The 24,523-nt window shown below is 50.0% G+C and carries 38 protein-coding genes; 27 read left to right on the top strand and 11 right to left on the bottom strand.

Annotation, left to right across the window (positions count from 1 at the left end):
- The first annotated feature begins 3 nt into the window (after positions 1-3).
- The 25 genes from L1D31_RS21670 (at position 4) to L1D31_RS21550 (ending at position 18,346) form a co-directional block, all read left to right on the top strand.
- Entirely contained in the window at positions 4-351 is a 348-nt protein-coding gene (locus L1D31_RS21670; protein WP_206971512.1) for a hypothetical protein, read from the top strand.
- The gene (locus L1D31_RS21665) at positions 344-1,183 is read left to right on the top strand and encodes a baseplate J/gp47 family protein (protein WP_239839044.1); all 840 of its coding nucleotides are present in this window, start codon (positions 344-346) and stop codon (positions 1,181-1,183) included. The genes L1D31_RS21670 and L1D31_RS21665 overlap by 8 nt, the downstream gene beginning before the upstream one ends.
- Positions 1,180-1,923, top strand: a complete 744-nt coding sequence (locus L1D31_RS21660; RefSeq protein ID WP_239839043.1) for a phage tail protein I — start codon at positions 1,180-1,182, stop codon at positions 1,921-1,923. Before L1D31_RS21665 ends, L1D31_RS21660 begins: the two co-directional genes overlap by 4 nt.
- On the top strand, positions 1,920-2,468 hold the full coding sequence (locus L1D31_RS21655) for a phage tail protein (protein ID WP_239839042.1): 549 nt from the start codon (positions 1,920-1,922) through the stop codon (positions 2,466-2,468). Before L1D31_RS21660 ends, L1D31_RS21655 begins: the two co-directional genes overlap by 4 nt.
- A complete protein-coding gene (locus tag L1D31_RS21650) occupies positions 2,465-3,301 on the top strand; it encodes a hypothetical protein (protein ID WP_239839041.1) in 837 nt (278 codons plus the stop codon). Before L1D31_RS21655 ends, L1D31_RS21650 begins: the two co-directional genes overlap by 4 nt.
- Before the next feature lie 9 nt (positions 3,302-3,310).
- Entirely contained in the window at positions 3,311-3,598 is a 288-nt protein-coding gene (locus L1D31_RS21645) for a hypothetical protein (protein ID WP_239839040.1), read from the top strand.
- Between the two features lie 118 nt (positions 3,599-3,716).
- Positions 3,717-4,853 (top strand): phage tail sheath C-terminal domain-containing protein, encoded by a 1,137-nt coding sequence (locus L1D31_RS21640; protein WP_239839039.1) that lies wholly within the window; start codon positions 3,717-3,719, stop codon positions 4,851-4,853.
- Between the two features lie 12 nt (positions 4,854-4,865).
- On the top strand, positions 4,866-5,378 hold the full coding sequence (locus L1D31_RS21635; RefSeq protein WP_239839038.1) for a phage major tail tube protein: 513 nt from the start codon (positions 4,866-4,868) through the stop codon (positions 5,376-5,378).
- 74 nt (positions 5,379-5,452) lie between these two features.
- The gene (locus tag L1D31_RS21630; RefSeq protein WP_203506393.1) at positions 5,453-5,713 is read left to right on the top strand and encodes a phage tail assembly protein; all 261 of its coding nucleotides are present in this window, start codon (positions 5,453-5,455) and stop codon (positions 5,711-5,713) included.
- Between the two features lie 17 nt (positions 5,714-5,730).
- Complete coding sequence (locus L1D31_RS21625) at positions 5,731-5,868, top strand: GpE family phage tail protein (protein WP_239839037.1); 138 nt, start codon at positions 5,731-5,733, stop codon at positions 5,866-5,868.
- A gap of 60 nt (positions 5,869-5,928) precedes the next feature.
- Positions 5,929-8,745: a phage tail tape measure protein gene (locus L1D31_RS21620; protein ID WP_239839036.1), complete on the top strand. Its 2,817-nt coding sequence runs from the start codon at positions 5,929-5,931 to the stop codon at positions 8,743-8,745.
- A gap of 54 nt (positions 8,746-8,799) precedes the next feature.
- Complete coding sequence (locus L1D31_RS21615; protein WP_193243510.1) at positions 8,800-9,228, top strand: phage tail protein; 429 nt, start codon at positions 8,800-8,802, stop codon at positions 9,226-9,228.
- Complete coding sequence (locus L1D31_RS21610; protein WP_239839035.1) at positions 9,228-9,431, top strand: tail protein X; 204 nt, start codon at positions 9,228-9,230, stop codon at positions 9,429-9,431. Before L1D31_RS21615 ends, L1D31_RS21610 begins: the two co-directional genes overlap by 1 nt.
- Positions 9,432-9,502: 71 nt before the next feature.
- Positions 9,503-10,477, top strand: coding sequence for a contractile injection system protein, VgrG/Pvc8 family (locus L1D31_RS21605; RefSeq protein ID WP_239839034.1), 975 nt, complete (start codon positions 9,503-9,505; stop codon positions 10,475-10,477).
- 127 nt (positions 10,478-10,604) lie between these two features.
- Positions 10,605-10,808: a hypothetical protein gene (locus L1D31_RS21600; RefSeq protein ID WP_239839033.1), complete on the top strand. Its 204-nt coding sequence runs from the start codon at positions 10,605-10,607 to the stop codon at positions 10,806-10,808.
- A 300-nt stretch (positions 10,809-11,108) separates the two neighbouring features.
- Positions 11,109-12,137, top strand: a complete 1,029-nt coding sequence (locus L1D31_RS21595; RefSeq protein ID WP_239839032.1) for a hypothetical protein — start codon at positions 11,109-11,111, stop codon at positions 12,135-12,137.
- Between the two features lie 796 nt (positions 12,138-12,933).
- A complete protein-coding gene (locus L1D31_RS21590; RefSeq protein ID WP_239839031.1) occupies positions 12,934-13,167 on the top strand; it encodes a hypothetical protein in 234 nt (77 codons plus the stop codon).
- 39 nt (positions 13,168-13,206) lie between these two features.
- A complete protein-coding gene (locus L1D31_RS21585; RefSeq protein WP_239839030.1) occupies positions 13,207-13,503 on the top strand; it encodes a transcriptional regulator in 297 nt (98 codons plus the stop codon).
- Positions 13,504-13,689: 186 nt separating this feature from the next.
- The gene (locus L1D31_RS21580; RefSeq protein ID WP_239839029.1) at positions 13,690-14,793 is read left to right on the top strand and encodes a phosphoadenosine phosphosulfate reductase family protein; all 1,104 of its coding nucleotides are present in this window, start codon (positions 13,690-13,692) and stop codon (positions 14,791-14,793) included.
- 36 nt (positions 14,794-14,829) lie between these two features.
- The gene (locus L1D31_RS21575; protein WP_239839028.1) at positions 14,830-15,006 is read left to right on the top strand and encodes a hypothetical protein; all 177 of its coding nucleotides are present in this window, start codon (positions 14,830-14,832) and stop codon (positions 15,004-15,006) included.
- A gap of 29 nt (positions 15,007-15,035) precedes the next feature.
- A complete protein-coding gene (locus L1D31_RS21570) occupies positions 15,036-15,374 on the top strand; it encodes a hypothetical protein (protein ID WP_029858751.1) in 339 nt (112 codons plus the stop codon).
- Positions 15,375-15,391: 17 nt separating this feature from the next.
- Positions 15,392-16,756 carry a replicative DNA helicase gene (dnaB, locus tag L1D31_RS21565; RefSeq protein ID WP_239839027.1) on the top strand — a complete coding sequence of 455 codons (1,365 nt, stop codon included), beginning with the start codon at positions 15,392-15,394 and terminating at the stop codon, positions 16,754-16,756.
- Positions 16,757-16,809: 53 nt separating this feature from the next.
- Positions 16,810-17,223: a hypothetical protein gene (locus tag L1D31_RS21560; RefSeq protein ID WP_237487161.1), complete on the top strand. Its 414-nt coding sequence runs from the start codon at positions 16,810-16,812 to the stop codon at positions 17,221-17,223.
- 326 nt (positions 17,224-17,549) lie between these two features.
- The gene (locus L1D31_RS21555) at positions 17,550-17,897 is read left to right on the top strand and encodes a hypothetical protein (RefSeq protein WP_203506480.1); all 348 of its coding nucleotides are present in this window, start codon (positions 17,550-17,552) and stop codon (positions 17,895-17,897) included.
- A 131-nt stretch (positions 17,898-18,028) separates the two neighbouring features.
- Entirely contained in the window at positions 18,029-18,346 is a 318-nt protein-coding gene (locus L1D31_RS21550) for a recombinase family protein (protein ID WP_239839026.1), read from the top strand.
- Here L1D31_RS21550 and L1D31_RS21545 read toward each other — a convergent pair whose 3' ends face one another.
- On the bottom strand, positions 18,347-18,676 hold the full coding sequence (locus L1D31_RS21545; RefSeq protein ID WP_239839025.1) for a helix-turn-helix transcriptional regulator: 330 nt from the start codon (positions 18,674-18,676) through the stop codon (positions 18,347-18,349).
- Positions 18,677-18,860: 184 nt separating this feature from the next.
- Here L1D31_RS21545 and L1D31_RS21540 point away from each other — a divergent pair, with 184 nt between their 5' ends.
- Both L1D31_RS21540 and L1D31_RS21535 read left to right on the top strand, forming a co-directional pair.
- Positions 18,861-19,037, top strand: a complete 177-nt coding sequence (locus tag L1D31_RS21540; protein ID WP_238774977.1) for a hypothetical protein — start codon at positions 18,861-18,863, stop codon at positions 19,035-19,037.
- A 114-nt stretch (positions 19,038-19,151) separates the two neighbouring features.
- A complete protein-coding gene (locus tag L1D31_RS21535; protein ID WP_239839024.1) occupies positions 19,152-19,319 on the top strand; it encodes a hypothetical protein in 168 nt (55 codons plus the stop codon).
- A 269-nt stretch (positions 19,320-19,588) separates the two neighbouring features.
- On the opposite strand, the gene L1D31_RS21530 is transcribed toward L1D31_RS21535, so the two are convergent.
- The 10 genes from L1D31_RS21530 to L1D31_RS21485 form a co-directional block, all read right to left on the bottom strand.
- The gene (locus L1D31_RS21530) at positions 19,589-19,831 is read right to left on the bottom strand and encodes a hypothetical protein (RefSeq protein WP_029858497.1); all 243 of its coding nucleotides are present in this window, start codon (positions 19,829-19,831) and stop codon (positions 19,589-19,591) included.
- A 21-nt stretch (positions 19,832-19,852) separates the two neighbouring features.
- Entirely contained in the window at positions 19,853-20,494 is a 642-nt protein-coding gene (locus L1D31_RS21525) for a ParA family protein (RefSeq protein WP_029858496.1), read from the bottom strand.
- A 149-nt stretch (positions 20,495-20,643) separates the two neighbouring features.
- Positions 20,644-20,964 (bottom strand): hypothetical protein, encoded by a 321-nt coding sequence (locus tag L1D31_RS21520; protein ID WP_239839023.1) that lies wholly within the window; start codon positions 20,962-20,964, stop codon positions 20,644-20,646.
- A 20-nt stretch (positions 20,965-20,984) separates the two neighbouring features.
- Positions 20,985-21,392 (bottom strand): hypothetical protein, encoded by a 408-nt coding sequence (locus tag L1D31_RS21515; protein ID WP_239839022.1) that lies wholly within the window; start codon positions 21,390-21,392, stop codon positions 20,985-20,987.
- 14 nt (positions 21,393-21,406) lie between these two features.
- Positions 21,407-21,601, bottom strand: coding sequence for a hypothetical protein (locus L1D31_RS21510; RefSeq protein ID WP_239839021.1), 195 nt, complete (start codon positions 21,599-21,601; stop codon positions 21,407-21,409).
- Between the two features lie 24 nt (positions 21,602-21,625).
- The gene (locus tag L1D31_RS21505; RefSeq protein ID WP_238774958.1) at positions 21,626-22,006 is read right to left on the bottom strand and encodes a hypothetical protein; all 381 of its coding nucleotides are present in this window, start codon (positions 22,004-22,006) and stop codon (positions 21,626-21,628) included.
- Between the two features lie 9 nt (positions 22,007-22,015).
- Positions 22,016-22,621: an ASCH domain-containing protein gene (locus L1D31_RS21500; protein WP_238774955.1), complete on the bottom strand. Its 606-nt coding sequence runs from the start codon at positions 22,619-22,621 to the stop codon at positions 22,016-22,018.
- A 12-nt stretch (positions 22,622-22,633) separates the two neighbouring features.
- A complete protein-coding gene (locus tag L1D31_RS21495; RefSeq protein WP_238774952.1) occupies positions 22,634-23,524 on the bottom strand; it encodes a hypothetical protein in 891 nt (296 codons plus the stop codon).
- 21 nt (positions 23,525-23,545) lie between these two features.
- Entirely contained in the window at positions 23,546-23,899 is a 354-nt protein-coding gene (locus L1D31_RS21490) for a hypothetical protein (protein ID WP_238774949.1), read from the bottom strand.
- Between the two features lie 9 nt (positions 23,900-23,908).
- Positions 23,909-24,523, bottom strand: a 615-nt coding sequence (locus L1D31_RS21485) for a phage N-6-adenine-methyltransferase (RefSeq protein ID WP_239839020.1), incomplete at its 5' end; no start/stop codon positions are given.

Below are 24,523 nucleotides of genomic sequence, written 5' to 3'. Positions count from 1 at the left end.
ACGATGAAAACAGGCACAAACCGCGACACGGGCGCGGCGATTGGGGGGATCCCCTACCTACGCCAACGGCTTTACGACGTCATTAACACCCCGTTGGGATCCCTGGTTGGTCGGCGCGACTTTGGTTCACGCTTTTACGAACTGGTTGATCGTAACGTGGACGCCCGTTTCCACATGGAAGCCTATATCCGCTTATCAGACGCAATAAACAATCCAGCCAACGGCCTGGAGGATTTCCGATTGTCTGAAATGGTGGTCGAGCGAGAGGGCCCCGCCCATTTCTCGATCACGATAGTCGGAAGCACGGCCGAAGGGGAAACGGTAGAAATGGACGGGATCATTTATGGCTGAAGGCATTAATTTAGCCCTGTTGCCGCCGCTTGATGTGGTGAAACAGGTAGACCATGAAGCAATTATCGCGGACGTGGTCGAACGGGCCGGCTTAGAAAATGCCAGTCCGTCGGATCCGGCGTTTCGGGTGACGTTGGCCAATACCTACCGCGAAGTGTTACTTCGCCAGGATGCCAACGAACAGGCGCTCGGGTTAACCCTGGCGTATGCCACCGGTCCCGAACTGGACCACATCGGAGCCACATATTACCAACATCCAGACGGAACACCGGTTCAGCGTCTCGATGGCGAATCCAATGATGACTATCGCGCCAGGCTGCAAAAGTCCCCGGAGGGCCTTTCGGTTGCCGGTCCCGATGGTGCTTACGAATACCACGCCCAGAGCGCCCACCCGGACGTAAAAGGCGTGGCGGTAGACAGTCCCGCGCCGGTTGAGGTGGTGCTGTCCATTCTGAGCCATAGCGGCACCGGTGAGCCATCCCAAAGCGTCCTAGATGCGGTGACGGCTTATATCGAGCCATTCAGACCAATGACGGACCAGGTGTCCGTGGTTGGGGCGGCGGTGTTGTCTTATAGCGTTGTGGCGGCTTTGTATATCAAAAACGGACCGGATCCTGAATTGGTGCGAAAAACGGCCGAGGATCGGCTGTTAGCGTATGTGAACGAGCAACACCGGCTAAAGGGCCGGGTGGTTGAATCGGGTATTCATGCCGCTTTGACTCTGGAAGGGGTCGAAGAAGTGCGCCTCACTAACTGGAATGACGTTATTTGTACTAAGCAACAAGCGCCGTTTTGTAGTGGGGTAACGGTAACAATCGGGGGCCTTGTATGACGGATAAGCCCTCGCTACTGCCCGCGAACGTCTCCGATTTGGAGCGCGACCTCGAAATCGCCTTAGCGCGTATCGAGGACGTTCAAATCCCTATCGCGACATTGTGGGACCCGTGGAAATGTCCGATTGAGGTGCTGCCGTTTTTAGCCTGGGCTGTCTCGGTGGATATGTGGCGAACGGATTGGCCGGAAGTGGTGAAACGCCGGATTGTGGCGTCGTCGCTATCGGTCCACCGTCGCAAGGGTACTCGCGCCGCGGTCGATCAGGCATTGCGTGATCTCGGGGTTACGGTGGACCTGGTCGAGTGGTTTCAGGCATCACCACCCGGCCAACGTGGCACTTTCGACGTGACCGCCTGGGCAAATGAGAACATCACATCCGAGCCGGGTTATTTGAACCAAGCCCTTTATGACCAATTGCGCCAGGCCGTGGATAACGCAAAAAACACCCGGAGCCATTACAGCTTTAAGGTGGGGGCTAAATTTGGCCCGAACGGGGTCGGTGTGGCGGACGCCATCACTGGGTTAGCCGCGTTAGCCCGTCGCAGTGCTGACAGTATTCAAGAGCCATTAGAAAGCCGCGCCAGTGTTGGGGCGGCTTCTAGTATGGGTGGGGTGAGTTTGTCCCGCCGGACCGCGAAAGCGGAAATCGACGCCGGGCCTAGACCTTCGACCGCATCCATTGCTGGCCGAGTTCAGGCCGCGGTGGTTATTTACAGACAAATGGAGGCGATCGCGTGAGTAATGCGCTAATTCCAGTGATCACCACCAGGGGCCTAGCTGCTGTCTTCAATGCCCAAAATACGGGGTTGGCGGCAGATATTACCCATATGGCTCTTGGTGATAACGGGCGAACGCCCAGCAAAAACGAGGTGGGACTCGTTAACGAGCGAATGCGGATCCCGATAGCGGAAGGTGAACGCATCGACGACCATCAAATCCACCTGGCCGCCTTGGCTGATGAGGATGGGGAGTTCTGGGTTCGTGAAATAGGCTTTATTTTGTCAGATGGCACCATGTTAGCCGTTTGGTCTGATACTGATCCGCTGGCTTATAAATCGAATGAAGTCCCGCTTTTATTGGCTTTTGATTTGGTTCTGGCGGCCTTACCGGCTAACTCAGTCAATATTATTGGCACCGGAGCCAACCTTTCGTTGGCGGCTTATGCTGATAAGTTTGTTAGCAATGCGGCGTCGACCATTTTTACCCAGGCCCGCGTGATAAAAAACGCCCATTGGAACATGCAGTTAAGTGAAAAAATCCGGTTGATGGAGACAGGTAAATGAGTTTAGAAACTGAAGTTCAAGAGCTTACTAAAGCTTCGAATGAACAAACCGCCGCCAGTCAGGCATTGTCGCAAGAAGTTGCGGGAAAAATGGCAGAAATCGACGCCGCGGTAGCAAAATTAACTGGAGATGTAACAACCGTAATCAACCGTTCAATGTATGGTTCTTTGGTTGTTTCTCCAGACGGCAGCGATACAAATGAAGGCACATCGGAGTCACCATTGGCGACGATTGATAAAGCAGTGTCGTTGGTTCCCAATGGAGCTACAAGAATCATTTTCTTAAAGTCGGCGGCGAATGAATCACCTAATAACGTGTATGACATTAATCATTGGCACGACTTAGAAAGTAAAAATATCGTTTTTTCATCTTCGGGTGGTAACAATGTAACGATGCGCTTTTTAGAAGATAGCGGCTTTACCACTCGCTCCGGTGGTTCCATTAGAATCGGCAGTGCTTATCATATGAATGTCGAAGTTGTTGCATCAAGAACCAAAAAAGAACTGGTGCGAAGTTATGGCGGCGATTGTGGCTTTGGTGGGTACTATCGAGTTTATATTCAAAATGATTCGCCGAATTTAATGCGACTGGTGTCAACTCACTATCACACAGGGGATTACGCTGCTGGCATAAGCATGTGTCGTGTTAGTGCGATCAAAGTGGATGTGTCTTTAAGTTCACAGACGGATTTTCATTTCATAGGCATGGAAACTGCCGGGCTTACAGTGTTGCTTGCTAATTCGGTCACTTTGTCGGGGAATGTGGCTTTATATTCACCTGACTTAAAAGTGCAGCAAGTGGCTGCTGGTGATGCTTATTTAATAACGTCCTAAAGGTGTGTGATGAACAATATTAATAAACCAAACGAGCAACGCTTTACCTTGCATTACAACGGAAAGCATTACTTATCTTTTTCTGAATCTGAGCTTTTGGAAGAGGGTGTCCCTCAGTCCGAAGTAGACAAAGTGAAGGTTGCGCAGATACAGGATAAAAGGCAAAAGGCGTATAAAGAAGAGTCAGATCCGCTTTATATGGAATGGCAATACGACCAAACACCTGAGTCAGAACAAGCCTGGCGCGATAAGGTGGTCGAAATTAAAGCCCGTTATCCGCTCCCTGTTGAAGCGTAAAGAAATAACGAATTAACGAAAGCACGAAAACAACACGCCGCGATAAGCGGTTTTTTTGTGCCTGAATTTTGTCACTTGCCCCGGCTTCGGCTGGGGCTTTTTTATGGGAGTTAACAACATGGCCGACTACTTACACGGCGTTGAACAGTATTTCCTGGAGAACATGAACCGCCCGATCGAGGTGCTGGCCGCCTCGGTGATCGGGTTGGTGGCCACGGCCGACGATGCGGACGCGGACGAGTTCCCACTAAACACCCCGGCCCTGGTTAACAGCGAGAAGCAAATCGCCAAAGCCGGCACAACGGGCAGCCTGAAACATGCCCTTGAAGACATCTATCGCCAAACCGGCGCGATCGTCGTCGTGGTGCGTGTGGCCGAAGATGCGGACGAAGGCGTCGAACTGGCTAACGTGATCGGTCAGCTCGATAACGATACTAACAGTTACGGCGGCCTTAAGGCGCTGCTATTTGCAGAGAGCAAGCTCGGCACCCGTCCACGCTTGATCATCGCTCCGGAATACTCGCATAAGCTCGGCGTGGGTGCCGAAATGGAAGCGGTGGCCAAGAAGTTGAACGCAATTCCTATCATCGATGGCACCGAGAACGGCTATTCCGACGTGGTTAACGAGGTGAAGAACTTCGACCAGGCGTTCTTTGTTAATGGCGGCATTAAGTTGATTGATGAAGCCGGCAAGGAAATTACCCGCAAAGCTTCGGCTACTATCGCGGGCCATATCGTTCGCGTGGATAACGAGGAGGGTTACTGGCACTCACCATCAAGCCGCAAGATTTACGGCATTGTGGGCACGTCTGAGCCTATCGATCACGCGATTGGTTCATTGACCAGTAAAGCCAACCTTTACAACTCGAATAACGTCGCGGTGATTGTGAACCAGCAAGGCGGTTGGTTCCTGTATGGCAACCGTCTCGCAAACGGAACCATGCTTCCGCATCAACGTATCCGCTATATCGTCGGTGACTCGATCCTGTACGCACACCAGGAAATGGTGGACCGCAATGTCACCAAGTCCTATGTGGACGGTGTGAAAGGTCGCGTTAATAGCCTGTTGCGTCGCCTGAAATCCCGCGAGGTGATTTCCGGTGGTGAATGCTGGCTCGATAAAGAGCTAAACATCGCCGCAATCGGCACCGCCCAGGTTTACTGGGATTACGACTTAGGGTTCTACGATGTCGCCGAACGTCTCACGTTCCGCCAACACGTAACCGACCGTTACAACGAAGCCATTTTCAGCTAATAAGGGGGACTAATGGCACGTTTACCAAGCGTCATTAATGACATTAACGCCTTTTTCAAGGACGAGAGCTTCGCTGGTGTGTGTAACACCGTGACTTTGCCGAAAGTGGTGGTTAAAACCACCGATATGGTACTCGCCGGTTATGCCGGCGACATCGAGCGCGACCTCGGAAAATTGGAAAAGCTCGAATCTGAGGTCACGATCTCGGAATACAACTCGAAGGTGATCGACCTGGTCGGCAACCGTGAAAGCCGCGACGAACAGTTCGTGATCCGCGGTGCCCTGGACGTAGACGGACAAATCAAAAGCGTGGTGGTTCGCCAGCAAGGCTTTTGGAAGTCTTACGAACACGGCGGAGACTTCAAAGGTGAAGAAGAAGCCACGCTTAAATTTGCGATTGGTGTGGAAGTGTACGGCCTGGAAATCGACGGTAAGGAAGTCGTGTTTATCGACAAGCCGAATAACATTTTCCGCGTGAACGGTAAAGACCGCAACCAGGCGATCCGCGAAGCCCTCGCCCAGTAATTACCCCGGCCCTGATGGGCCTTTTCTTTTTCTGCCCTGGCCATTGGTCGGGGCTTTTTTATGAGTGACAAATCATGAGCCAGAATCAAAGAACTGTACCACTGAATCAAGTTATTGCCCGCGGTGAAACCGAAATCAAAGAAGTCACCCTTCGCGAACCAAAGTCCGGCGAACTGCGCGGTCTGGAGCTGTTTTCCGTGCTTCGCATGGATGTAACCGCCCACCGAACGCTGATCCCGCGTATTTCCAACATCACGGCCAATGAGTTCGACCAGCTCGGCCCTAAAGATCTGGCCCTTGTCACCAATGAGGTGGTGAGTTTTTTCATGGAATAAGCGTTCCGGCGGATGTGATGGAGGTCGAAGCGGACCTCTATTTGATATTCACCGGCTGGGATGCCCTTTCAACGGCCAACATGTCGCTGGCTGAGTTGATGGACTGGCATCGCATCGCGATCAAGCGGTACGAGAAAGCCAACGAAGAAGATTAACGCCCAGCGCCCGCCCTTTGTGGTGGTCGCTGGGCCTTTTTTTGTTTATGAGGTGACGCAATGGCGGATACCAGTATGCGCCTTAACCTGGTGATGGGCATGGTCGATAAATTGACCGGCCCGATCCAGAAGGTAACGACGCAAACCACCAAAGCGGGCGAACGCATCAAAGCCACCGAAGCCGAGCTTAAAAAGCTGGGCGGGATGTCGAAAGACATCGAGCATTTTCGCAAGCTGAAAACCCAAAGCCAGCAAACCAGCGCCGAGCTGGAGAAAGCCCAGGCCAGAGTAGCGCGCCTGGCTTCGGAAATGAAATCGGCAGAAAAGCCCACCGCGAAGATGACCCGAGAGTTTAACGCGGCTCAAAAGGCAGCCGGCAAGCTGAAAAGCCAGCATGAAGCCGAAACCGCCCAACTCCAGAAAATGCGCGGCAATCTCCAGCAAGCCGGTGTTTCCACCAAGAACCTGAGCGATGCGACCAGCAAGATCCGCAAGGAAACCGCCCGTTACAACGAGCAATTGAAGGTCCAACAGAAAGAACTGGACGACGTCGCGACCCGCCAGGAACGCATGGCTAAGTTAGCCGAGCGTAACAGTAACATGAAAATGTCCGCCACGGCCGACGCGGTCGGTGTGGGTGCGGCCATGTTCGGGATCAAGAAGTTGGTGGACGCCTCGGGCGAAATCGGCAGCGCCCAGGGCGAAATCGGGTCCCTCGGTATCGATGCCGCGGGGATCGATGCCATCACCAAAAAGGCGAAGGAGTTTTCCGACGAGTGGGCAGGGACCACCACGTCGGACTTTATCAAAGCATCTTACGACATTAAGTCGGGTATTGCTTCGCTGTCGGATGCCGCGGCCGGTGAGTTCACCAAGATCGCCGCCTTAACCGCAACCGGCACCAAATCAACCACTGGCGAAATGACCTCGCTATTTGCGACCGGCTACGGGATTTATCGCAAACAGTTTAGCCAGTTTGCCGCCGGCACCATTGACGGCTGGGAAAAGCTGTCCGAGCAAGAGCGGGACATCAAGTTCGGCGAATTCTTCTCCGCCGGTATCGCTAACAGTGTGCGGCAGTTCAAGACAGACGGCGCGCAAATGAGTGCGGCGATCTCCAATCTGGGCGCGACGGCCACCGCGGCGAATGTGCCATTTTCGGAACAGTTGTCCATTCTCGGCCAGCTCCAGGCGACCATGTCGGGCAGTGAAGCCGCCACCAAATACCGCGCCTTTTTAGGCAAAGCCGCCGAAGCCGGCGACAAACTGGGGCTAAGTTTTACCGATGCCAATGATCAGCTGTTATCGATGCCGGATATTCTCGGCCAGCTTCGCGATAAGTACGGCGAAACCATCGACGCGGTGGAAGCCCAGGAGCTTAAAAAAGCCTTTGGCACCGATGAGGCCGTCGGCCTGATCCAGTTGCTTTATCCTGAAATCGATACGCTTAACGGCAACATTTCGGCGATGGATAAGAACCTCAAGGGCGGCATGGCCACCACGAAGGAAATGGCCGAATCCATTGGTAAAGGGACCTCTGAGTCGTTTCAAATCCTAAGCCAGCGTGTGGCCACAACAACGGCCGCCATCGGTGATCTGTTTGCGCCGGCGGCGATTGCTGTTGCCACCTTTATCGGTGACGCCGCTATCGCGCTGCGCCACTTTATCGAAACCTTTCCGATGCTGTCCCAGGTATTAGCGTTTGCCGTGGTGGGGATGCTGGCCTTTAAAACGGCCTCGATCGCCGGTCGCCTGGCGTTCGCCTATTACTCGGATGCGGTCATGTTTGGCCAGAAGGTCCTGGCGCTGATGAATGGGACCCAAATCAAAAACACCGCGCTCATGGTAGCGAACCGGGTTAAGACACTGGCATCGGCCGCGGCATCGATGACGATGGCCAGCGCACAAAAGGCCCATGCTTTGGCCACAACGTTAGCCAGCTCGGCCACGTTGCGCGCGAATGCGTTGATGATGTTGTCACGGGTGCGAACCCTGGCGGCTGTCTCGGCCCTGGTGCTGATGTCCGGAACTCAAAAGGCCCTGGCCGCCGGCACGGCTGTTATGACCGGCGCACAATGGGCGCTGAATGCGGCCATGATGGCCAACCCGATCGGTTTGGTGATTGCTGGCGTGATGGCCCTGGTTGGGGTGGTTGCCCTGGTGGTGAAATATTGGGAACCACTCGGCGCGTTCTTCTCCGGACTGTGGGACCGCATCAAAGGCGCATTTTCGGCGGGATGGGAGTTTATCAAGTCCGTGTTTGCCTGGACGCCGCTCGGTCTGGTTATGCAAGCCTGGGAGCCGTTAACCGGTTTCTTTGGTTCGGTTTGGAATGGCATCAAGACGGCCTTTTCTGCGGGATGGGATTTTATTAAGTCAGTGTTTGCCTGGACGCCGCTCGGTCTAGTTATGCAAGCCTGGCAGCCATTAACCGGTTTCTTTGGCAGCATGTGGGAAGGCATCAAAGGGATGTTTGGCCAGGCGATCGAGTGGCTTAAGTCGGTGGTGTTGGCTCCGATCGAGGCTTTAAAAAACACCCTCGGTTCGGCCTGGAATGCGTTATTCGGTGGCGGTGAAGATGTCGAAGTCGCCGCCAAGGTGAAACAAGTCGGGGAACAGCTCCCGGCAGTGACGAACCCAGCCGCTCGACCGGAGGCTATTTCCAGCGATGGGGTAGCCGCCAAACCGAAAGCGAAAGCCGCCCAGGTTCCCGCCGGCACCAGTCAAGCGATTAAGGTTGAAAATACCTACGGTGACATTGTGGTCCATGCCGCGCCAGGCATGAACGCGGAAGACGTCGCCCGCGAGGTTCGTCGTCAGCTTGATGACCGGGATCGCCAGGCGGCGACGCGCTATCGTGGCCGTCTGTATGATTAAAGAATTAACGATTTAAAGAAGTAACGGCCGCCCAGCGCGGCCTATGGGGGTGATATGTCGGTAATGATGGCGCTCGGCGATTTCCAGTTCAGCATGTCAACCGCTCAATACCAGCGGTTAAAGACATCGATGTCCTGGCGCTGGGCCAAATACGACCGTATAGGGCGCAAGCCCGGTAAGCAATACCAAGGGCCTGATAGTGACACGAAATCCTTTGATATTGCCATCTATCCACAATCCGCGCGGGATTTGGAAGTTATGGATAACCTGAAAGCCTTGGGTGATCAGGGAAAACCGCAACGGCTTATTGCTGGCGCATTGAAACGCATTAACGGCCAGGCGAAAGGCTCCGGGCTGGATCTGGGTCTTTGGGTCCTGGAAAAGCTCGACATTGACGAAGGCGAGTTCCTGGACAATGGCATCGGCCTAGAAATCAAAGGTTCGTTATCGATCAGTGAATACGGCGACGATGAGGTGAAATAGTGAAGTATCGAACCAACCAGGGCGACATGTTGGACGCCATTTGTCACCGCTATTACAGCGGCCGGCCCGGTGCCACTGAGGCGGTATTAAAAGCTAATCCCCGCCTGGCTAAAGTGGGGGCGTTGTTGCCGGCAGGGCTGATCATTGAATTGCCAGAACTGGGCCCCGCGGAGAAAACGCCCCAGGTTTCACTGTGGGATTAATTTCAACAACATTTTTTTGTTGTTACCGAGTGGAAATTCATTCGGTAAAGTTCGTTTAGGATGAATCGACCATGAAGAACGCCGCTTATAAGGTCTTGGCCAACCGCCAGGACATCACCGCAAAAATTAGCGACCGGTTGATCCGGCTTGCTTTGCACGATGAGGCGGGAGTTGAGAGTGATACCGCCGAATTAGAGCTCGATAACCGTGATAGTGCGGTCGAGATACCGCCTACTGGTGCGGAACTCGATATTTATATCGGTTATGAGGACGAGCTGTCCTATCGAGGCACGTACACGGTGGACGAAATCGAGGAACCGCTCGAAGTTGATGTCTTAATCATCAAAGCAAAGGCGGCCAAGATTAAAAAGAGCATAAAAGCGCCAAGGGATACCAGTTATGACGATTTAACCCTGGGTGATTTGGCCAGCCAGATCGCCGCCCGACATGGCTATCAGCCCGCGGTGGCCAACTCGATGGCCAGCATTACGCTAACGCACATCGATCAGCGTGGTGAATCGGATATGAATCTGTTAACTCGGCTGGCTAAGGAGAATAACGGGCTATTTAAAATCGCTGCTAATCGCCTGGTTGTCGTACCAAAAGAAGCTGGTAAGTCTGTTAGCGGGAAAGAGTTGCCCAGGGTGACGATTAGCGATCCGGAGAACTCGACCGGGCGAGTCACCATTTCAGAACGTGACGACTTTCAATCGGTGGTTGCGTATTGGTTTGATGAGCCGAACCAGGAAAAGGTGGCCGAAACGGTCGGAGGTGGGGAACCCCAGTTCGTGATCAAGAAAACCCATTCGGACCAACAGGCCGCGATAAACGCCGCCACGGCCAAGCTGGGCGAGTTAAAGCGCGGAAATGGCTCTTTGTCTATCACTCGGCCGTTATCGCCTGAGATTATGCCGGAGGGCTTTCTCGTCCTGGAGAATCATAAACAAAGTGCGAATGGAGAATGGTTAGTCGAGAGTGTGGATCATGTCATTGAACCAGGACGCGCCGCGACGACGTCGGCCTCTTGCGCGATCAAGGACTCATGATTGAATGGTACTCGAACGATAAGCCTAAGCCCTTAAAAAGTCGGGCATTCGCTTGATGAATTCGCGGCTTTAATGTCTAATACCTGTATAGATATACAGTGATATTTATATCACGGGAGTGGAAAAGTTGAACCTAAACGCTTTAAATGATGGAACAAGATCCGGTACATTAAGTAACTTGGCGCAATATTTGCGCTTTTTAGCATCTGCAAGTGAAAATCCGGAGATCTGCGACCCTGGCTTACACCAGGCAATTTTAATCGCCAGTCAAACGGCGAGAGAGCTTGAACAAAAAGACAACGTTCAGGCGGGTGAGATCCTCGAAAATTAAACAGCAGATCTTTTTTTGGATGACGCTTTCCGCATCGTGTGGTAGGCTTACACCGAAATGTTGTTTTATAGCTTGTGCGTTATGGTTTGGCGACTTAGCGGGCAAGTAAGAAAATTTAACCTGGCTTAAAAAAGCAAAACCCCGCAAGAGCGGGGTTCAAGATTCGGGTCAGGAAGTAAACTAGTCACTTCTCTAAATTTGTTTTGGCGACAGAATTTAGAAGAAACCCTTAAACACAAGACTAAGTTTACTTCGTGCGCCCGGTTGCTGCAAGCCTTACAGCGAAAAAGCAATCAAAAAATGACCGTTATTGGACTTAGTAACGCGTCAGCGTGGCAGGATGACCGCAGCGGCTGGCGTAGATATACCCCAAAATTTGATATTCCGATGGCTAACCATCCAATCGCTAAGCGATTGGATGCCCTTCTGTCTGGCCACAACTGGAACCGAAACCGTTTTATGCGCAAACTGCGTAAAGACGGTGCCACTCTTAAACGTCGTAAATTGTCGGACGGCACCTGGAAGACCAAACACATCGCGCCACGCCGTACCTCGATCCGCCTTGAACGCGAACAAACTCTCGATGCACTTGTTAGAGCCATGATTTACCGCGCCGATTATTGCCCAGACTCAAACTATTTGTTTGAGGTAAAGGCCAGCGTGGAAGAACTGGCCAAGATGATCGGCCAGCTTCACGAATACGAACCAGGCTATGATGGCCAAGGCGGCCAGTATCGACACGGCCGAAAATCTTGTGATCCTGTTCATGGTGCTATCGATGACATGGAAGCGGCGGAAATGATTGTCGTCGTTCGTGAGTTTGACAAGGAAAGCAAGACCAACAAGGCAAAGCGGATCTTCTTCCGTCCGAACTTTTTTAAAGGGTTCGGTTTGTCGATGGAAGATACTCGTTCAATGTTGTCAATGGCGCGTAAGTGGCAAGAGAAAAACGGTTTACTTAAAACGGCCAAACAAAAGCGCCAAGCTGAATTGTTACGCCAGGCTGAGTCTGATCGCATTGCTTCTTTGGATCGCCCTTCGTTGCGCAATCTATTGGCCCGTATCAAGCGAGAGTTTACCGGCGAGAATAAGCACACTAAGCGAGTGATGGACGCAAACCATCGCTTAAAAGAGGCTGAGAAGCGCGCAAGTGAGCAACGTGAACAGTCGCAACGTAGTGATACGGAAAAGCGCCTCATTCAGTTACAGGGACAATTACCGCCTGTTTATGTATACCAGGCTAAAAATCAAATCAAAGCCGAGCATGGGCTAACGAACGGCCCAGAGTTTGACGCCTTGCTATTGGCCATCCTAGAAACCCGAACATAACCCCTCTTTTTATTTGAATCCGCTTGATGGCGGAGGCTTTGCCGTACCTGGCGGTTAAAGCTGTTCAAAAAACAAACAGAAATGATCCGCTTGATCCTGTTTCTCGTCTGATTTCCTACCGTTATCACCCTCCATTGTCCGCGATCGCCGGCTAAATAAAAAATAACCTCGAAACTAAACCCTGAACTAACCGCTTCCCTAAAGGGAAGGATATAAGCCCGCCATAAAGGCGAGGCTTATTATCTCTTTCGCTTTGCTACAGATATAAAGGTACATCCCATTAAATTGCTATTTAGATTCAGTGCTAACAATAAGATCAGCGTTAAGCAATTTAACGGGCCCCAACTGCCAGCATCGAGTAAATGCAAAAATAATACGTTCAGCGCTATAGCTGGCAGCGCTGAACATTTCTTTTGTCATCCGACCGTCATGCTTTCGAGAATTACGATTATCCAGTGGACCCGATACTTAACCTTTTGTGTTGAATTCAACCTCATCACCTAGCCTTCTTTCGCTTCGCGAGGTCTAGCAGGAGGGTAAGGCGAGATTTAACGATGTCCTGTGCAGCTAACCGCGCCGATATAGTTCTGTGGTCTATCAAACAGCGTCGAGCGGCTTGGTGCTTCGCTTGCGCAAGCGCATCGCTTATCCCTGCGGGGCTAGTATCTTCGCGTGTCAGCTTCTGTGGGTGCGCTTCTGGGCGCAAAAAAGAAAGGTTGCAATTTAGGACGAAAAGTCCTAACATTTATCTCAAAGGCCGGGCAAGCTGCCAAGGCCATAACCGAGAGAAATCACGATGAGAAACGTTATTCAACAACTTGGCGAAACTACTTTTTATTTAGAGAGTCGCGGCAACAAAATGACACTGTCACGTGTTACCGATGTGTGGGGAACTCACTGGCAAATGCACACTGATAACGCTAGTCATCGCGCATATCGTGGGTTGGGAATTAAAGAGTTCGCAACACTAGAAGATGTTGAAAAAAATTATAAGAGCTGGCGCGGCATTACTGCCCTGGTAAACGCATAAGATAAAACCGGGCGGCGTGTCCGCCCAAACTGGTGAATTATGGAACTTGAAACAATCCGCCCTGAAACATTGGTCCCGTTTGGTGATGATTGGGCGCAGCCAACGGGCGCAGAAGTGCGTGAAATGCTTAAACGCTGTGAATTGACCGGGAGTGAAGCCGCGGCCCTTGTGGGTATCTCTGACGGCCGTACAGTGCGTAAATGGGCTGCGTTTGATCCTGTCGAGGTGGAAAAGGCTAAAAAGGAAGGCAGAAAAACGAATATGCAGCGGATCCCGTTCGCCGCCTGGGCGATTCTGGCGGAGTGCGCCGGCTTTGGTTGCATCTGGAAGAAATAAAGATAATACATTTAGCTGGAAGTGATACAACGCCGCCGTCATGGCGGTTTTTTGTGCCTGGTAATTCAGAGTAAGTAAAGAAATAAAGAATTAAAGAAAATAAAGCTTGCCAATTAGGACGAAAAGTCCTAATATTTATCTCGAAGGCCGGGCAAGGTGCCAAGGCCATAACCGAGATAAATCACGATGAAAATGTCTTTTGATTCACACCAGTTTGATGATCAGTTCATTGTTCCCCACCTTAGAAATATTGCATCAAATGGTGATGTTGTTTCTGACCCTAAAAAATATTTTTCTGCCCCAGTTGTTGATTTGGATTTTTATGATCGAATAGTCATCTGCATGTCTGGCGGTAAAGATTCTATTGCCTGTTTACTTTGTTTGCTTGATATGGGAGTCGAAAAGTCAAAAATTGAGCTTTGGCATCATGACATTGACGGCCGTGAAGGTAGTGATCTAATGGACTGGTCCTTTATGGCTAGTTACAACCAAAAGCTGGCCGATGCGTTTGGGCTGCCTCTGTACTTTAGTTGGTTAGATGGGGGCTTTGAAGGTGAAATGTTAAAAAATAACTCTTTTAGCCGCCCGCATAAAATAGAAACACCTAACGGCCTGGTCACGCTGGAAAGAGATAAAAAAAGGGGTAAGCCTGGAACCAGACTTAAGTTTCCCCAGGTGTCAGCCAGCCTACAAACTCGTTGGTGCAGTTCAGCATTAAAAATAGATGTTGGACGCCGCGCTCTTAATAACCAAGATCGATTTAATAACAGTAAGGTTTTATTTGTTACTGGAGAGCGCCGTCAGGAAAGTTCAAATAGAGCTAAATACAATCAGTTTGAACCACATGCTTGCGATCGCCGAAGTGGAAAGAAAAGCCGTTTAGTTGATGCCTGGCGACCAGTTTTACACTGGGATGAAGAAATGGTCTGGGATGCACTTTCCCGTCATGGAGTCATTGCCCCCGTTCCTTACCGTTTAGGCTGGTCCCGTTCATCTTGCATGACGTGTATCTATAACGGGCCAAGGATATGGGCAACAATTAATGAGTATTTTCCAGATAGAACACAACGAATTGCTGAATATGAGCGCCAATTCGGTATCACTATCAGCAGAAAGAGAATTGATGTTATCGATCTTGGTTCTTCGGTAAAGCCTTTTGAAATAGAGGACCTGGAGGCTTTGGAGCAAGCCGTTAAGCGAGATTATGACCTCGATGTAATCCTCAAACCTGGTGATAAATGGATTATGCCTGTTGGGGCCTTTGGTTGCGAAGGGTGTGGGGCGGTGTAGCAAATGCCGGCTTTTGGTCGGCCTGGAGCGTTAGCCATGAGAAAGGAAGCATTTTACATCGAGTTAAGTAAGGGATGGGAACAGCCTATTTCACTAGCGGAGTTTAACCGGCTTTGTGATCTGGTTGTGGCTGATGTACCCAGCTTATCCACTCAAAAGGTGGATAAGTGCAAAGAACAAATAAAGAGTGATCGCCAGGCCTATGATTGCTAGTTATTATTCACTCTTGAGGTGATTAAGAAATGAAGAAAACCCGATTTTCGAAAAACCAGAATGACGCCCTTTTTATCCTGGCGCTTTTGGAAACCAAACAATTTACAGGGCCGATACCCGTGGCCAAAATGCGGACCATGATTTCCCAGTCTCGCGAGGGTGAGCTCGATGCGTCGAATTTTAGAAAGGGGCTTCACGCCTTATCTGATAAGGGTTGCGTTGAACTGTCCCGCGCTAAAGATTTAAGTTTGGCCGCTAAACTTACTCGCCCCGGCCGTCACCAGGCCGCCAAGGTTTACCGAGAACGGACAGGCGAAGAACTGGACGTGATGCCCGTTGATGACGAGCAAGTGACCATTTTTGATTAAAGGTTGGGAAAAGACAAATGCAAAATGAAGAAGCTTTAAAAAAGCCGCCGTTCTCGATGGAAGCGGAACAATCCGTTTTAGGTGGATTACTACTTGATAATGGCCGTTGGGATGATGTGTCCGACAAAGTGGCGGGGCCTGATTTTTATCTACGTTACCACCGCATTATTTTTGAGGGCACCAGAAAATTACTTGAAGGCGGTCAGCCGCTTGATCTGGTTACGTTGTCAGAACTATTAGAAAAGCAAGGATCATTAGAAGACGTTGGCGGCTTTGCTTACTTGGCTGATTTGGCCAAGAACACGCCCAGCGCCGCAAACATAACCGCTTATGCTGACATCGTAAGAGAGAAAGCGGTGTTAAGGAATGTGATTTCGGTAGGTAATGAAATCGTCGCTTCGGCTTACGACTCAAAGGCCGCGACCTCGACGGACATTATCGACGAATTAGAAAGTAAGGTCCTGGCGATCTCGAATCAGCATTCGGTGAGCGTCGATAGTATGCAAAGCGCGCGTTCGGTGTTAGAGAAAACTATCGACCGCATGGAAGAATTAAATAAAACCGCTATCGATGGCGTGACCGGTTTATCGACTGGTTTTATGGATTTAAATAAAAAAACTGCCGGCTTACAGAATTCCGATTTAATTATCGTCGCGGCTAGGCCCTCTCAAGGGAAAACAACCTTCGCCATGAACATTTGTGAAAACGTGTCGATGGAGAATGATAAGCCAGTATTGATTTTTTCTTTAGAAATGCCGTCCGAACAATTAATGATGAGAATGCTATCGTCATTATCCCGTGTTGAGCTTTCCAAGATAAGAACGAGCCAGCTCGATGATGAAGATTGGGCGCGAATTGCTTCGGCTACTGGCCACTTGATGGAAAGGAACAATATTTTTATTGATGACCGTTCCGGCATTACTCCGACTGAACTCAGAGTTAAAGCGCGTCGTATGGCCCGCGAACATGGCGGCTTGTCGATGATTATGGTTGATTACCTTCAATTAATGCAGGTGCCAGGCTTACAGAACAACAGAACGCTAGAAATTGCGGAGATAAGCCGATCATTAAAAGCGTTAGCAAAAGAACTCAATGTCCCCGTGGTTGCGTTGTCCCAATTAAACCGAACATTGGAAAACCGCCCAGACAAGCGCCCGATAAATTCAGATTTGAGGGAATCAGGTTCCATTGAGCAAGACGCCGATCTCATCATGTTTATTTATCGTGATGAGGTGTATCACGAAGACAGCAAGGACAAAGGCACCGCGGAGATTATCATCGGTAAGCAAAGGAACGGCCCGATCGGAACGGTTAGGCTCACGTTTCAGGGACAATACTCCCGCTTTGATAACTTTGCTGGTTCGTCATTTGATGAATATTAAATCCTCTAGTCGGCCGCTAGAGGTCGATTAATAACACATAGTAAGGCTAGTATATGAATACGACATTTGAACAATCAATGCTGAAAGAGTACATCGAACAGCTAGAGAAGCAATTCCCGCAATACAGCAAGCTACAACAACAGAAAATCTTAGAGTCTGTTCGCTCACTTGTGGTTGAGCCTAAAACAATCTCAAACGCTCGACCACAGGAAGATGTTTTAGCCGATATTCGTGAGCAGATAGAAGAAGACGGCCGCGCCGGCTTATTCTTCGCAACTGCATTTAGCAACTGGTATCGAAGAACGGAAACGCCGCGCGTGGCTCATCTACACGATTACGTGAACCTGGACTTTAACAACCGTCACCTGTTCATGGAAATGATGAGCTTGCGCGATTCGGGTCGTTTCGATGATGAGGCGCTATATCAATTTGAACAGTATTGCTTAGATAAGATGGGCGTAGAATAGAAAACTTGATCTTTTGGCGGTTTCGACGCAAATCGGCCGCCAAATCATACCGCTAAATTTCCAGCCGAAAACCTCGCCAAATTGAAACAAATTTACAACATTAAAAATCACACCTCGATCACTGCTTAACCGTCAAATTTGGCGGCTTGATGCGTTCAATCCGCCAAAACTGGCGTAATGCTATCTAAAATCAGCCATTTAACATAATGGGCATAATGACTACCGAATTTGTGCCGTGTGGATTTCGTTTTCGTGGTGATCTTCTCGACCAGGTCCAACCGGATCGGATACCCTGAAAAACTCCATAATCATTAGAAGGTTAAACAATGCGTAAATTGTCCTTGTTGGCGGTTGCGGCCGTCGTTGGCTTGGTTGGGTGTACGGACCCAGAAACAAAATGGCTTTATTCTGGGAGTTCGGTTGGCCTGGATCGTGAAGGGTGGACCAGTGCCAGCCCAGAACGCCAGCTCGGCACCGCTGGAAACTGGCTTAAGTCGCTCCAGGATAAAGGCTGGCTAAATGACCCAGCCATCACGGCGGAGAATGCCGAATTGAAGAAGAACGCCCAGTCGTTAACTGACTGCCTGAACACCTCGATCGAGTACAGCCAGGATGAAACCAATTATTTGGTGGCGGAGTGCGTTAAGGTCCTGGGCTGGGCTGCTAATAAATAGCCTGGTGCTGTTTCATTAATAGGGCGACATATCATTTTGTCGCCCTTTTTGTTTCTACTAATACGCGTCTGTTTTAATATTATTAAAAATAAAAGAGTGTGACATGTCACACGAGAAAGGAATCAGAACAAATGAAATATGGCTATGCGGTACGCGATAATGATTTAGCTATTCAGCTAAAGGCTTTAAATGAATTCGGTTGTGACGACATCCAGTTCGGTGATGATCTGGCCCAGGTGGTTGAAAGGCTAAAACGGGGTGATGTGGTTGCTGTGTGGCGTTTGGATAAACTGGCCAAGAGTATCGGGCAATTAGAGCAAGTGATTGAGGATATTCACGCTGCCGGCGCGACGGTGGAACTGTTGTACGAGAGACTGAATTCGGGATCTGATTATAAGGAGTTATTAAGCCAACTGATCGGTGTTATGAAGCAAATCGAAAAATGCTAATTATTTGTATGGGGTTTTGTCTCGATAAATCATCATGAGCATAGAGACTAAAACCGTTCTTATCTCCGGCGGTAGTGTTCGGGCTGCCGCGGCCACGTCCCAGGGTGTCGCCTGGTCTACCCCAAGCATATCGAGCGATAGATCGAGGTCTGTTGTTTTTAGTTTCTCGACCAGGATCCGATAGTGCGACATTTTCATCGCTGTTTCCCCCCGTTCTATACGTTGATAGGTCTTTAAGTGAACGCCTATCATGTTGGCGGTTTCTTCTTGTGAGAGGCCCGCCGCCTCCCTTCGCGCCTTTAGCGCGTCAATCAACGGGTCGTTAGACATACCCCCTCCTAATTTCGACTTAGATCACGTTCGATAGGACAATTTTATTTCTTATATTGCAAGTATAGGACTGTTTTATGCCTTGGCTATTTATAGAGCTATTACTTAAGTGCATATTCCACTTATCACATGAATATCATGATGATGTAACGAGCATATATTGCAGTTGGAAAGGTATGTCTTAATGGATACTAATAAAAAAATAATCAGTAAAAAACTGGATCAAATGATGGCTCTTTTGCAAGTGATGGACGACTTGTCTAAAACTGGTGATAGTGTTGTAGGTGAAATGGTTTGCGCTACGAAGTTGTTAAAAGGCTTAACGATAGACGTGTCCGCGTTAGTAGACAAAGGAGATTAAAAAAAGCCCCGGTTTCGGGGCTTCTCTTTAGAACAGTGATTCCTGGCGTGGTTCTAACGGTTCGGGCCGCTTCGGGCAGGGATGGACATCGATGTCGGTGTCCTGGGTGTATAAGTGGCACTTCTCATTCCAAAACACCTCCGCGTTGTTCCTGGTGCATTGGCCATAACGTTGTTTTCTCGGCTCAATGCTGAAACCGTAGTTATCCACCTTTGGCGCGAACTGGTCGTGTTTCCAGCCTGTTTGCTTGTAGTGCTGACAACTAAAGCACGTATCGGGTAGGCTCACCCTGGCTATGTTCATGAATGGCCCCCTTGCCTCGCTAGTTCCTGGTAACACAATTTTGCAATAGCCTCGCCCATAAATTCGGGCTTATCTTTCAGGTACTCGATCACCTGGTCGGCTGGTTGATACATAAGGTCACATAGACGCATAGCGCCCGAGAGGGTATTATTAGCTTGCAACATGATTAAATCCCATTGGTTGTGTTGTTGATGCCGGCGGTTGTAGGGGTGAGATACTTCAACCGTCCGGCGTTCCCTTCTGACGGATTACCCGCCGTGATGGCTCTTGTAGAACTCAAAAGCCTTAATCAGTAGTTCCTTTTGTTTCATCTTGTTAGCCGCGCAGAACATGCGCCAGTCCATCGCGAATTCTTCACTGACTTTGAAGTTTAGCGGCTCGTTTTCTACGGCTTTGCTCGACTTGGTGGTGTTCTCTGTGCCTGTAGCGTTTTCCGCTGTCGTAGGTGGCGCGCCTTTACCTTTAGGTTTTTTCGCTGGGTTAAGTGCCATTTTAAAAGCCTCTTTAATTCTTTATTTCGTTAATTCGTCAAGTTTATCAATCAGTGATTGGACCATCTTTTCCGCGGCTTCGCGTGGGCCTTTGTATTTGGCCTCGATGGCAGATAAACCCAAATCATGAGCGCGGCGAATAGCCGTTTTTTCTGGCATTGGGTGAGGGATGGCCGTATAGGGTGTTTGGGCCATGTACTGGAGCGATTCCTCAAGCTCGGCTTTGCTGTCTCCAGTTCGGCAGAACGTAAAGACGATCTTGTCTCTGTTTACGCCGTTCTTTACCAGGTCGTTGGCCAGGATGACGCAAGGTTCCATGTCATCGAGAGATAAGCCGGTCGGAATGATGACCATGTCGGAAATCTCGGCGATCTCCAGTGTGGCTTTGGTGGCGTGTGGTGCGCCATCAAAGATAAATAAGTCGTAGTTGTCAGCCTGTTTCATTGCCTGGCTAACAGTGCCGAAACACTCGACCGCGACAACGGGTTCGACTTCTGAGGATAGGCGGCGTTTCTGCCACACGTAACTGGTTGATTGTTGAATGTCGAGATCGCCGATTTTTACGTCCCAACCAAAGCCGGCATGAGCGGCCCCAAGACAACGAGATACGGCTGATTTGCCGACCCCGCCTTTTTGTGAGATTACCCCGATTTTATGTCCCATTGGTTTGTTGTCCCTTTCGTTAATTAAATAATTCGTTAACGGATAGGGTGATAATAGGACGAAAAGTCCTGAATGTAAATAGGGAAGAATTAAATAATTAAATAATTAAAGAAATAAAGAAAGCGGGACGGGCCCGCTTTTGAGGTGGGTTAGTAGGGTTCGACGTCTTGCGGCTGCATTGAGCCTTTATTGCATTCCTGACAAGTGGCTCCGATTTCGGAGACAGTAAACCAGTTGCCACAATCTGGGTTATCACATTGGCAGTAATAGCCATCATCTTCGGCCCAGTAACATTCAACTATCCCGGCTTCTACTAACTCGATCACACCGCCCTGGTTACATTGTCCGCACGTGACGACATCACCTTCGTTTAATAGGTCAGGGTTCGCGCTGTTTGTTTCAACATTGTGCGGCCCTTCGTGATTGCATCGAGGGCAAGCGCTAAGCCAGTTAACTTTTAATGGTTCCATGTGTTGATCCTTAGTTCGCGTTATAGATTTTCGGGTAACTTTGGCTGTGCGCAGATAGCCCACCAACCGCCGTATTCCTTGCAGAAAACAGCCTTTTTAATGCCGTATTGCCCCGTACTAACAAAGCATTGCTTGTTTGTCCCTGAGCGCAGCACAGATAGCACAATGGGCGCATCATCAGTATTTCCGGACCAATGCCAATACAAGCCCTGTTCTGTTGGTTCCGTTTGGCTCCAGCGTTTCCGATTTCGGTTAGAATGTTCAGCTTCCGCATGTTCAGATAGTTGAAGGACGTCATTCTCTGAATAATCTTCCAGGCAATCGAATCGGTTATCGTTTTCCGAAATTTTACGAGCGTGTAGAAAACCGTCATACCACCCATCACCATAGGCGCTATCTAGATCTAGTTGTTCATGATTGACTTGCATAGTCGAATTGCTCCTTAGTCTTCTTCACAGTATGCGCCAGCTTCACCCGGATCTTGCCATCCAGACATAACGGCCGCTTGAATGGGTCTGTGACCTTCCTCAAGTAGTGCCTGATATTCGTCATAGGTTTCTTCAATGCCAGGGTAATAGCAGTCGTTACAAAATCGCTCGTTCTGGTCTGTTTCTTTTCTACATCTACGGCATGTCATAGTTTTTCCCTTAATCGGCTTGTTTTAGCTAAAAAATGCCAAACGTTCGGCGTATTGATTTTTCCGTCTCTTTAGGTCGCGAAGTGCATCTTTTAGGGCGTTGATTTCATCTTCATATTTAAAGAACTGATCTGTCGATTTCTGGCTGTAGGCGTTTTCTATTCTCTTAAGCTGGCGGTTTAGTTCTGCCAGCTTCTTTTCTGCTGCTTGCTTTTTAGCGCCCTGGTAAACCTCGCATTGACCCTCGGCGTAACCAATGTCAAATAACAATTTGGCTCGATATTCAAGATCGAGAGATAACGCCTCTAACTGTTGTTGAGCGGTTATCTTCTTCTGGCGTTCCTTGATGGCTTTCTCTGTAGCCGTAACAGCCACAGAGAAAGGATTGAATTTGTTTGCGGCCACGATTTCCCCTCAAGCTACTTGTTTCAAGTAAGTGTCAATGTTTTGGTGAATGACTTCGAACTCGATAACCCACACAAGATCACCGGGCTCGCATTGGCCGTAAATCTTGCGCCAGGTGTGCCGAAACTGCGGGAAGCTGCCAAACCCTTCACGGCTTATCTGTTCGTGGTCTTGGCGTAGCTCTTTCATTGTTTCGATTCGGACATCGGTAACTTTCAAAGTTAGCCGGCTGGCCCAACGTGGCATGTGGATCGACGGGGTCCATTTTATTTCTGATAGGCTCGGCACGTTCTCATAGTGTGCCGGTACGTGTTCCGGATAATTGGCTTTGTATAAGGTAAGTTCTGGCGCGTTAGCTCCAGCGTCCGCCCAGGTTTCGCGAACATAAATTAAATCGCCGATATTCGCAGGGCAGCCAGCCTTAACAGGACGTTTTATTATGTTGTTCATTGTTTCGCGGTGATCTGAACCAATGCCATGAGCATAGCCATTAAAAACAAAGCCCATACGGTCCGAGTAGCTCACACCTTTAGCTGGGCGTCGGGTAACGGTCTTTCGACCGTTCACCAAGGCTTTCACCATGTCACTATTAAAAATCATTGGAATAGTTTTCATCGGTGCCGTTCCTTATGCTGCTTTGCTGTTTAAGTCGGTTTGTGCCAGGTCGCGGGGGGTGACATTGCCGTCCTGGGTAACGTTGACATTGAATAGCCAGTCCTCGGCGAACTGTTGGACGTCTTTCGGGATCCGTACACCACCGGCTGGCGCTTTGTGGGTAACAATGGCGTTATTGTCCATGTCGTAAGAAATCAGGCGCGCGGTGCCGGATTGGTGCATGTGTAACAGGGCTCGGCTTTGATGTGTCTCGCCGGTGTCGGCGTTTTGAGAGGTGATCACCTGTGGCCATAAAATCAAATGGTGGTCGTCTTTGTGGAATAGGCCGGTGAAGTCCATGTTTTGCTTTTCCAGCTTAAGCTGTTTGATTTTCTCGATCGCCTGGTTTTGCTTAACTTTCAAATCTTGGATTTCATGGCGGTACTGTTTGGCCTCACGTTCCAGGCGCGCGTTCTTCGTGTCTTTCTCTTTGCTTTTCTCTTTGATGCGCTTGATCTGTTCGCGGAGTTTCTTCGGATTGTCGCCGCCTTTGATTTCGTTAAGCTGGCGCTGGAGTTCTTTCGCCCGGTTGCGGGACATTTCCAGCTCACGGGTTAACGCCTGGTTGTCTTTCTCCAGTTTCATTTTGGCGTGGGCGACTTTCTCGGCCGTCAATAGAATGCCTTTCAAGTCCTCCAGTTCATCCTGGAGATCGCCGATCTCTTTTTCCATATCCACGATTTGGTTGGCATAACCTTCGGCGCGGTTTTTATGGTGGTGATAGTCTTCCAGTTTGGCGTTTAGGTGGTTGATGGTGTCCGCCATGCGGTCGGAATCTTTAATCATGTCATTGAATTGACCGATAAAGGCTTCCAGGCTGTTCGCGGCGTCGTTGTTAAGTTCAAGCGGTTGTAATTGGTCCATTTGGTGAGCCTCTTTAATTCGTTATTTCTTTAATTCTTTACGTTTTGCGGTGGCGCGTTCGAGTTCGCAAGCGCGGCACCAACCGAGAAAGCCGTCCGGGCTATTGCGGCAGTTGTGCCAAAACTCGGTGGCAATAGGGAAAAACTGACGGCACCGGGAGCAACGTTTCTCGATGGAATCTTCCCCGAGTCGAACAGTGCCTCGACGGGACCGGCTTTCGAACTGCGCCGCCGGGATAAACTGCTTCGGTGGGTAAATGTGCTGTATGACGTCTGAGGGCGGGATCTCGAATTTCTCGCCGATGATGTCGAGGTCCATGCCATCCAGTAATAGCGCGCTCATTAAACTAACGTCGTGTTGGGTTATCGCTTCCATGTCTCCCCCTTATGCGGCCAGCTCGGCCTGTTGTTTCGTGGCCATCCATGCCTGGCCTTTTTCCATGAGTTCGAGTTTTGTGACCGGTTGATGAAGAGTCGGCCCGCAATAGAACGCCGGGAAGATGATCGCGCACATCGGTTTGTTGAGTGGGTCTTTCATGATCTCGCCGGTTTCCGCGTTCACGAACTCGATACGGCCCGAGGCCCACTTTTTAACGGTGGTCCCTTTGCGCTTGCCTTGCTTGTAGGTGTATTCGTAGTAATAACCGGTAATGTGGCGAATGATGCAGGGCTCACCCTCTGGCCACCATTCACCGGAACAGTCGTTCGGAACCAAAAATACGGTGGTAAAGCCCTTTTGCTGCTCACGGCGCGCATGTTGTACCCAGGGCAATATGTTGCTGTAAGGCGGATTTAACCACCCGGTCGCATTCGCCAGGGGCGGCACATTGGCCAGCCAGTTCTGGCCCAGGGCGTCGATTTCAGGGGTAAAGTACACCGCGCACTTTGCCGATTTGTCGGTCGCGGCGAGGTCAATGCCGAACTGGAACTCGGCATCGAACGCGGCGAACAGCCAGTCGGTTGTGGACGTTTGGTCGCGATAGGCTTTGTTTGTCTTACT

This window comes from Vibrio sp. Isolate23 (assembly GCF_022398095.1).
Classification (GTDB): domain Bacteria; phylum Pseudomonadota; class Gammaproteobacteria; order Enterobacterales; family Vibrionaceae; genus Vibrio; species Vibrio coralliilyticus_A.
The sequence above is the reverse complement of the archived record's forward strand: the minus strand, read 5'-3'. Positions and strand labels throughout refer to the sequence as shown.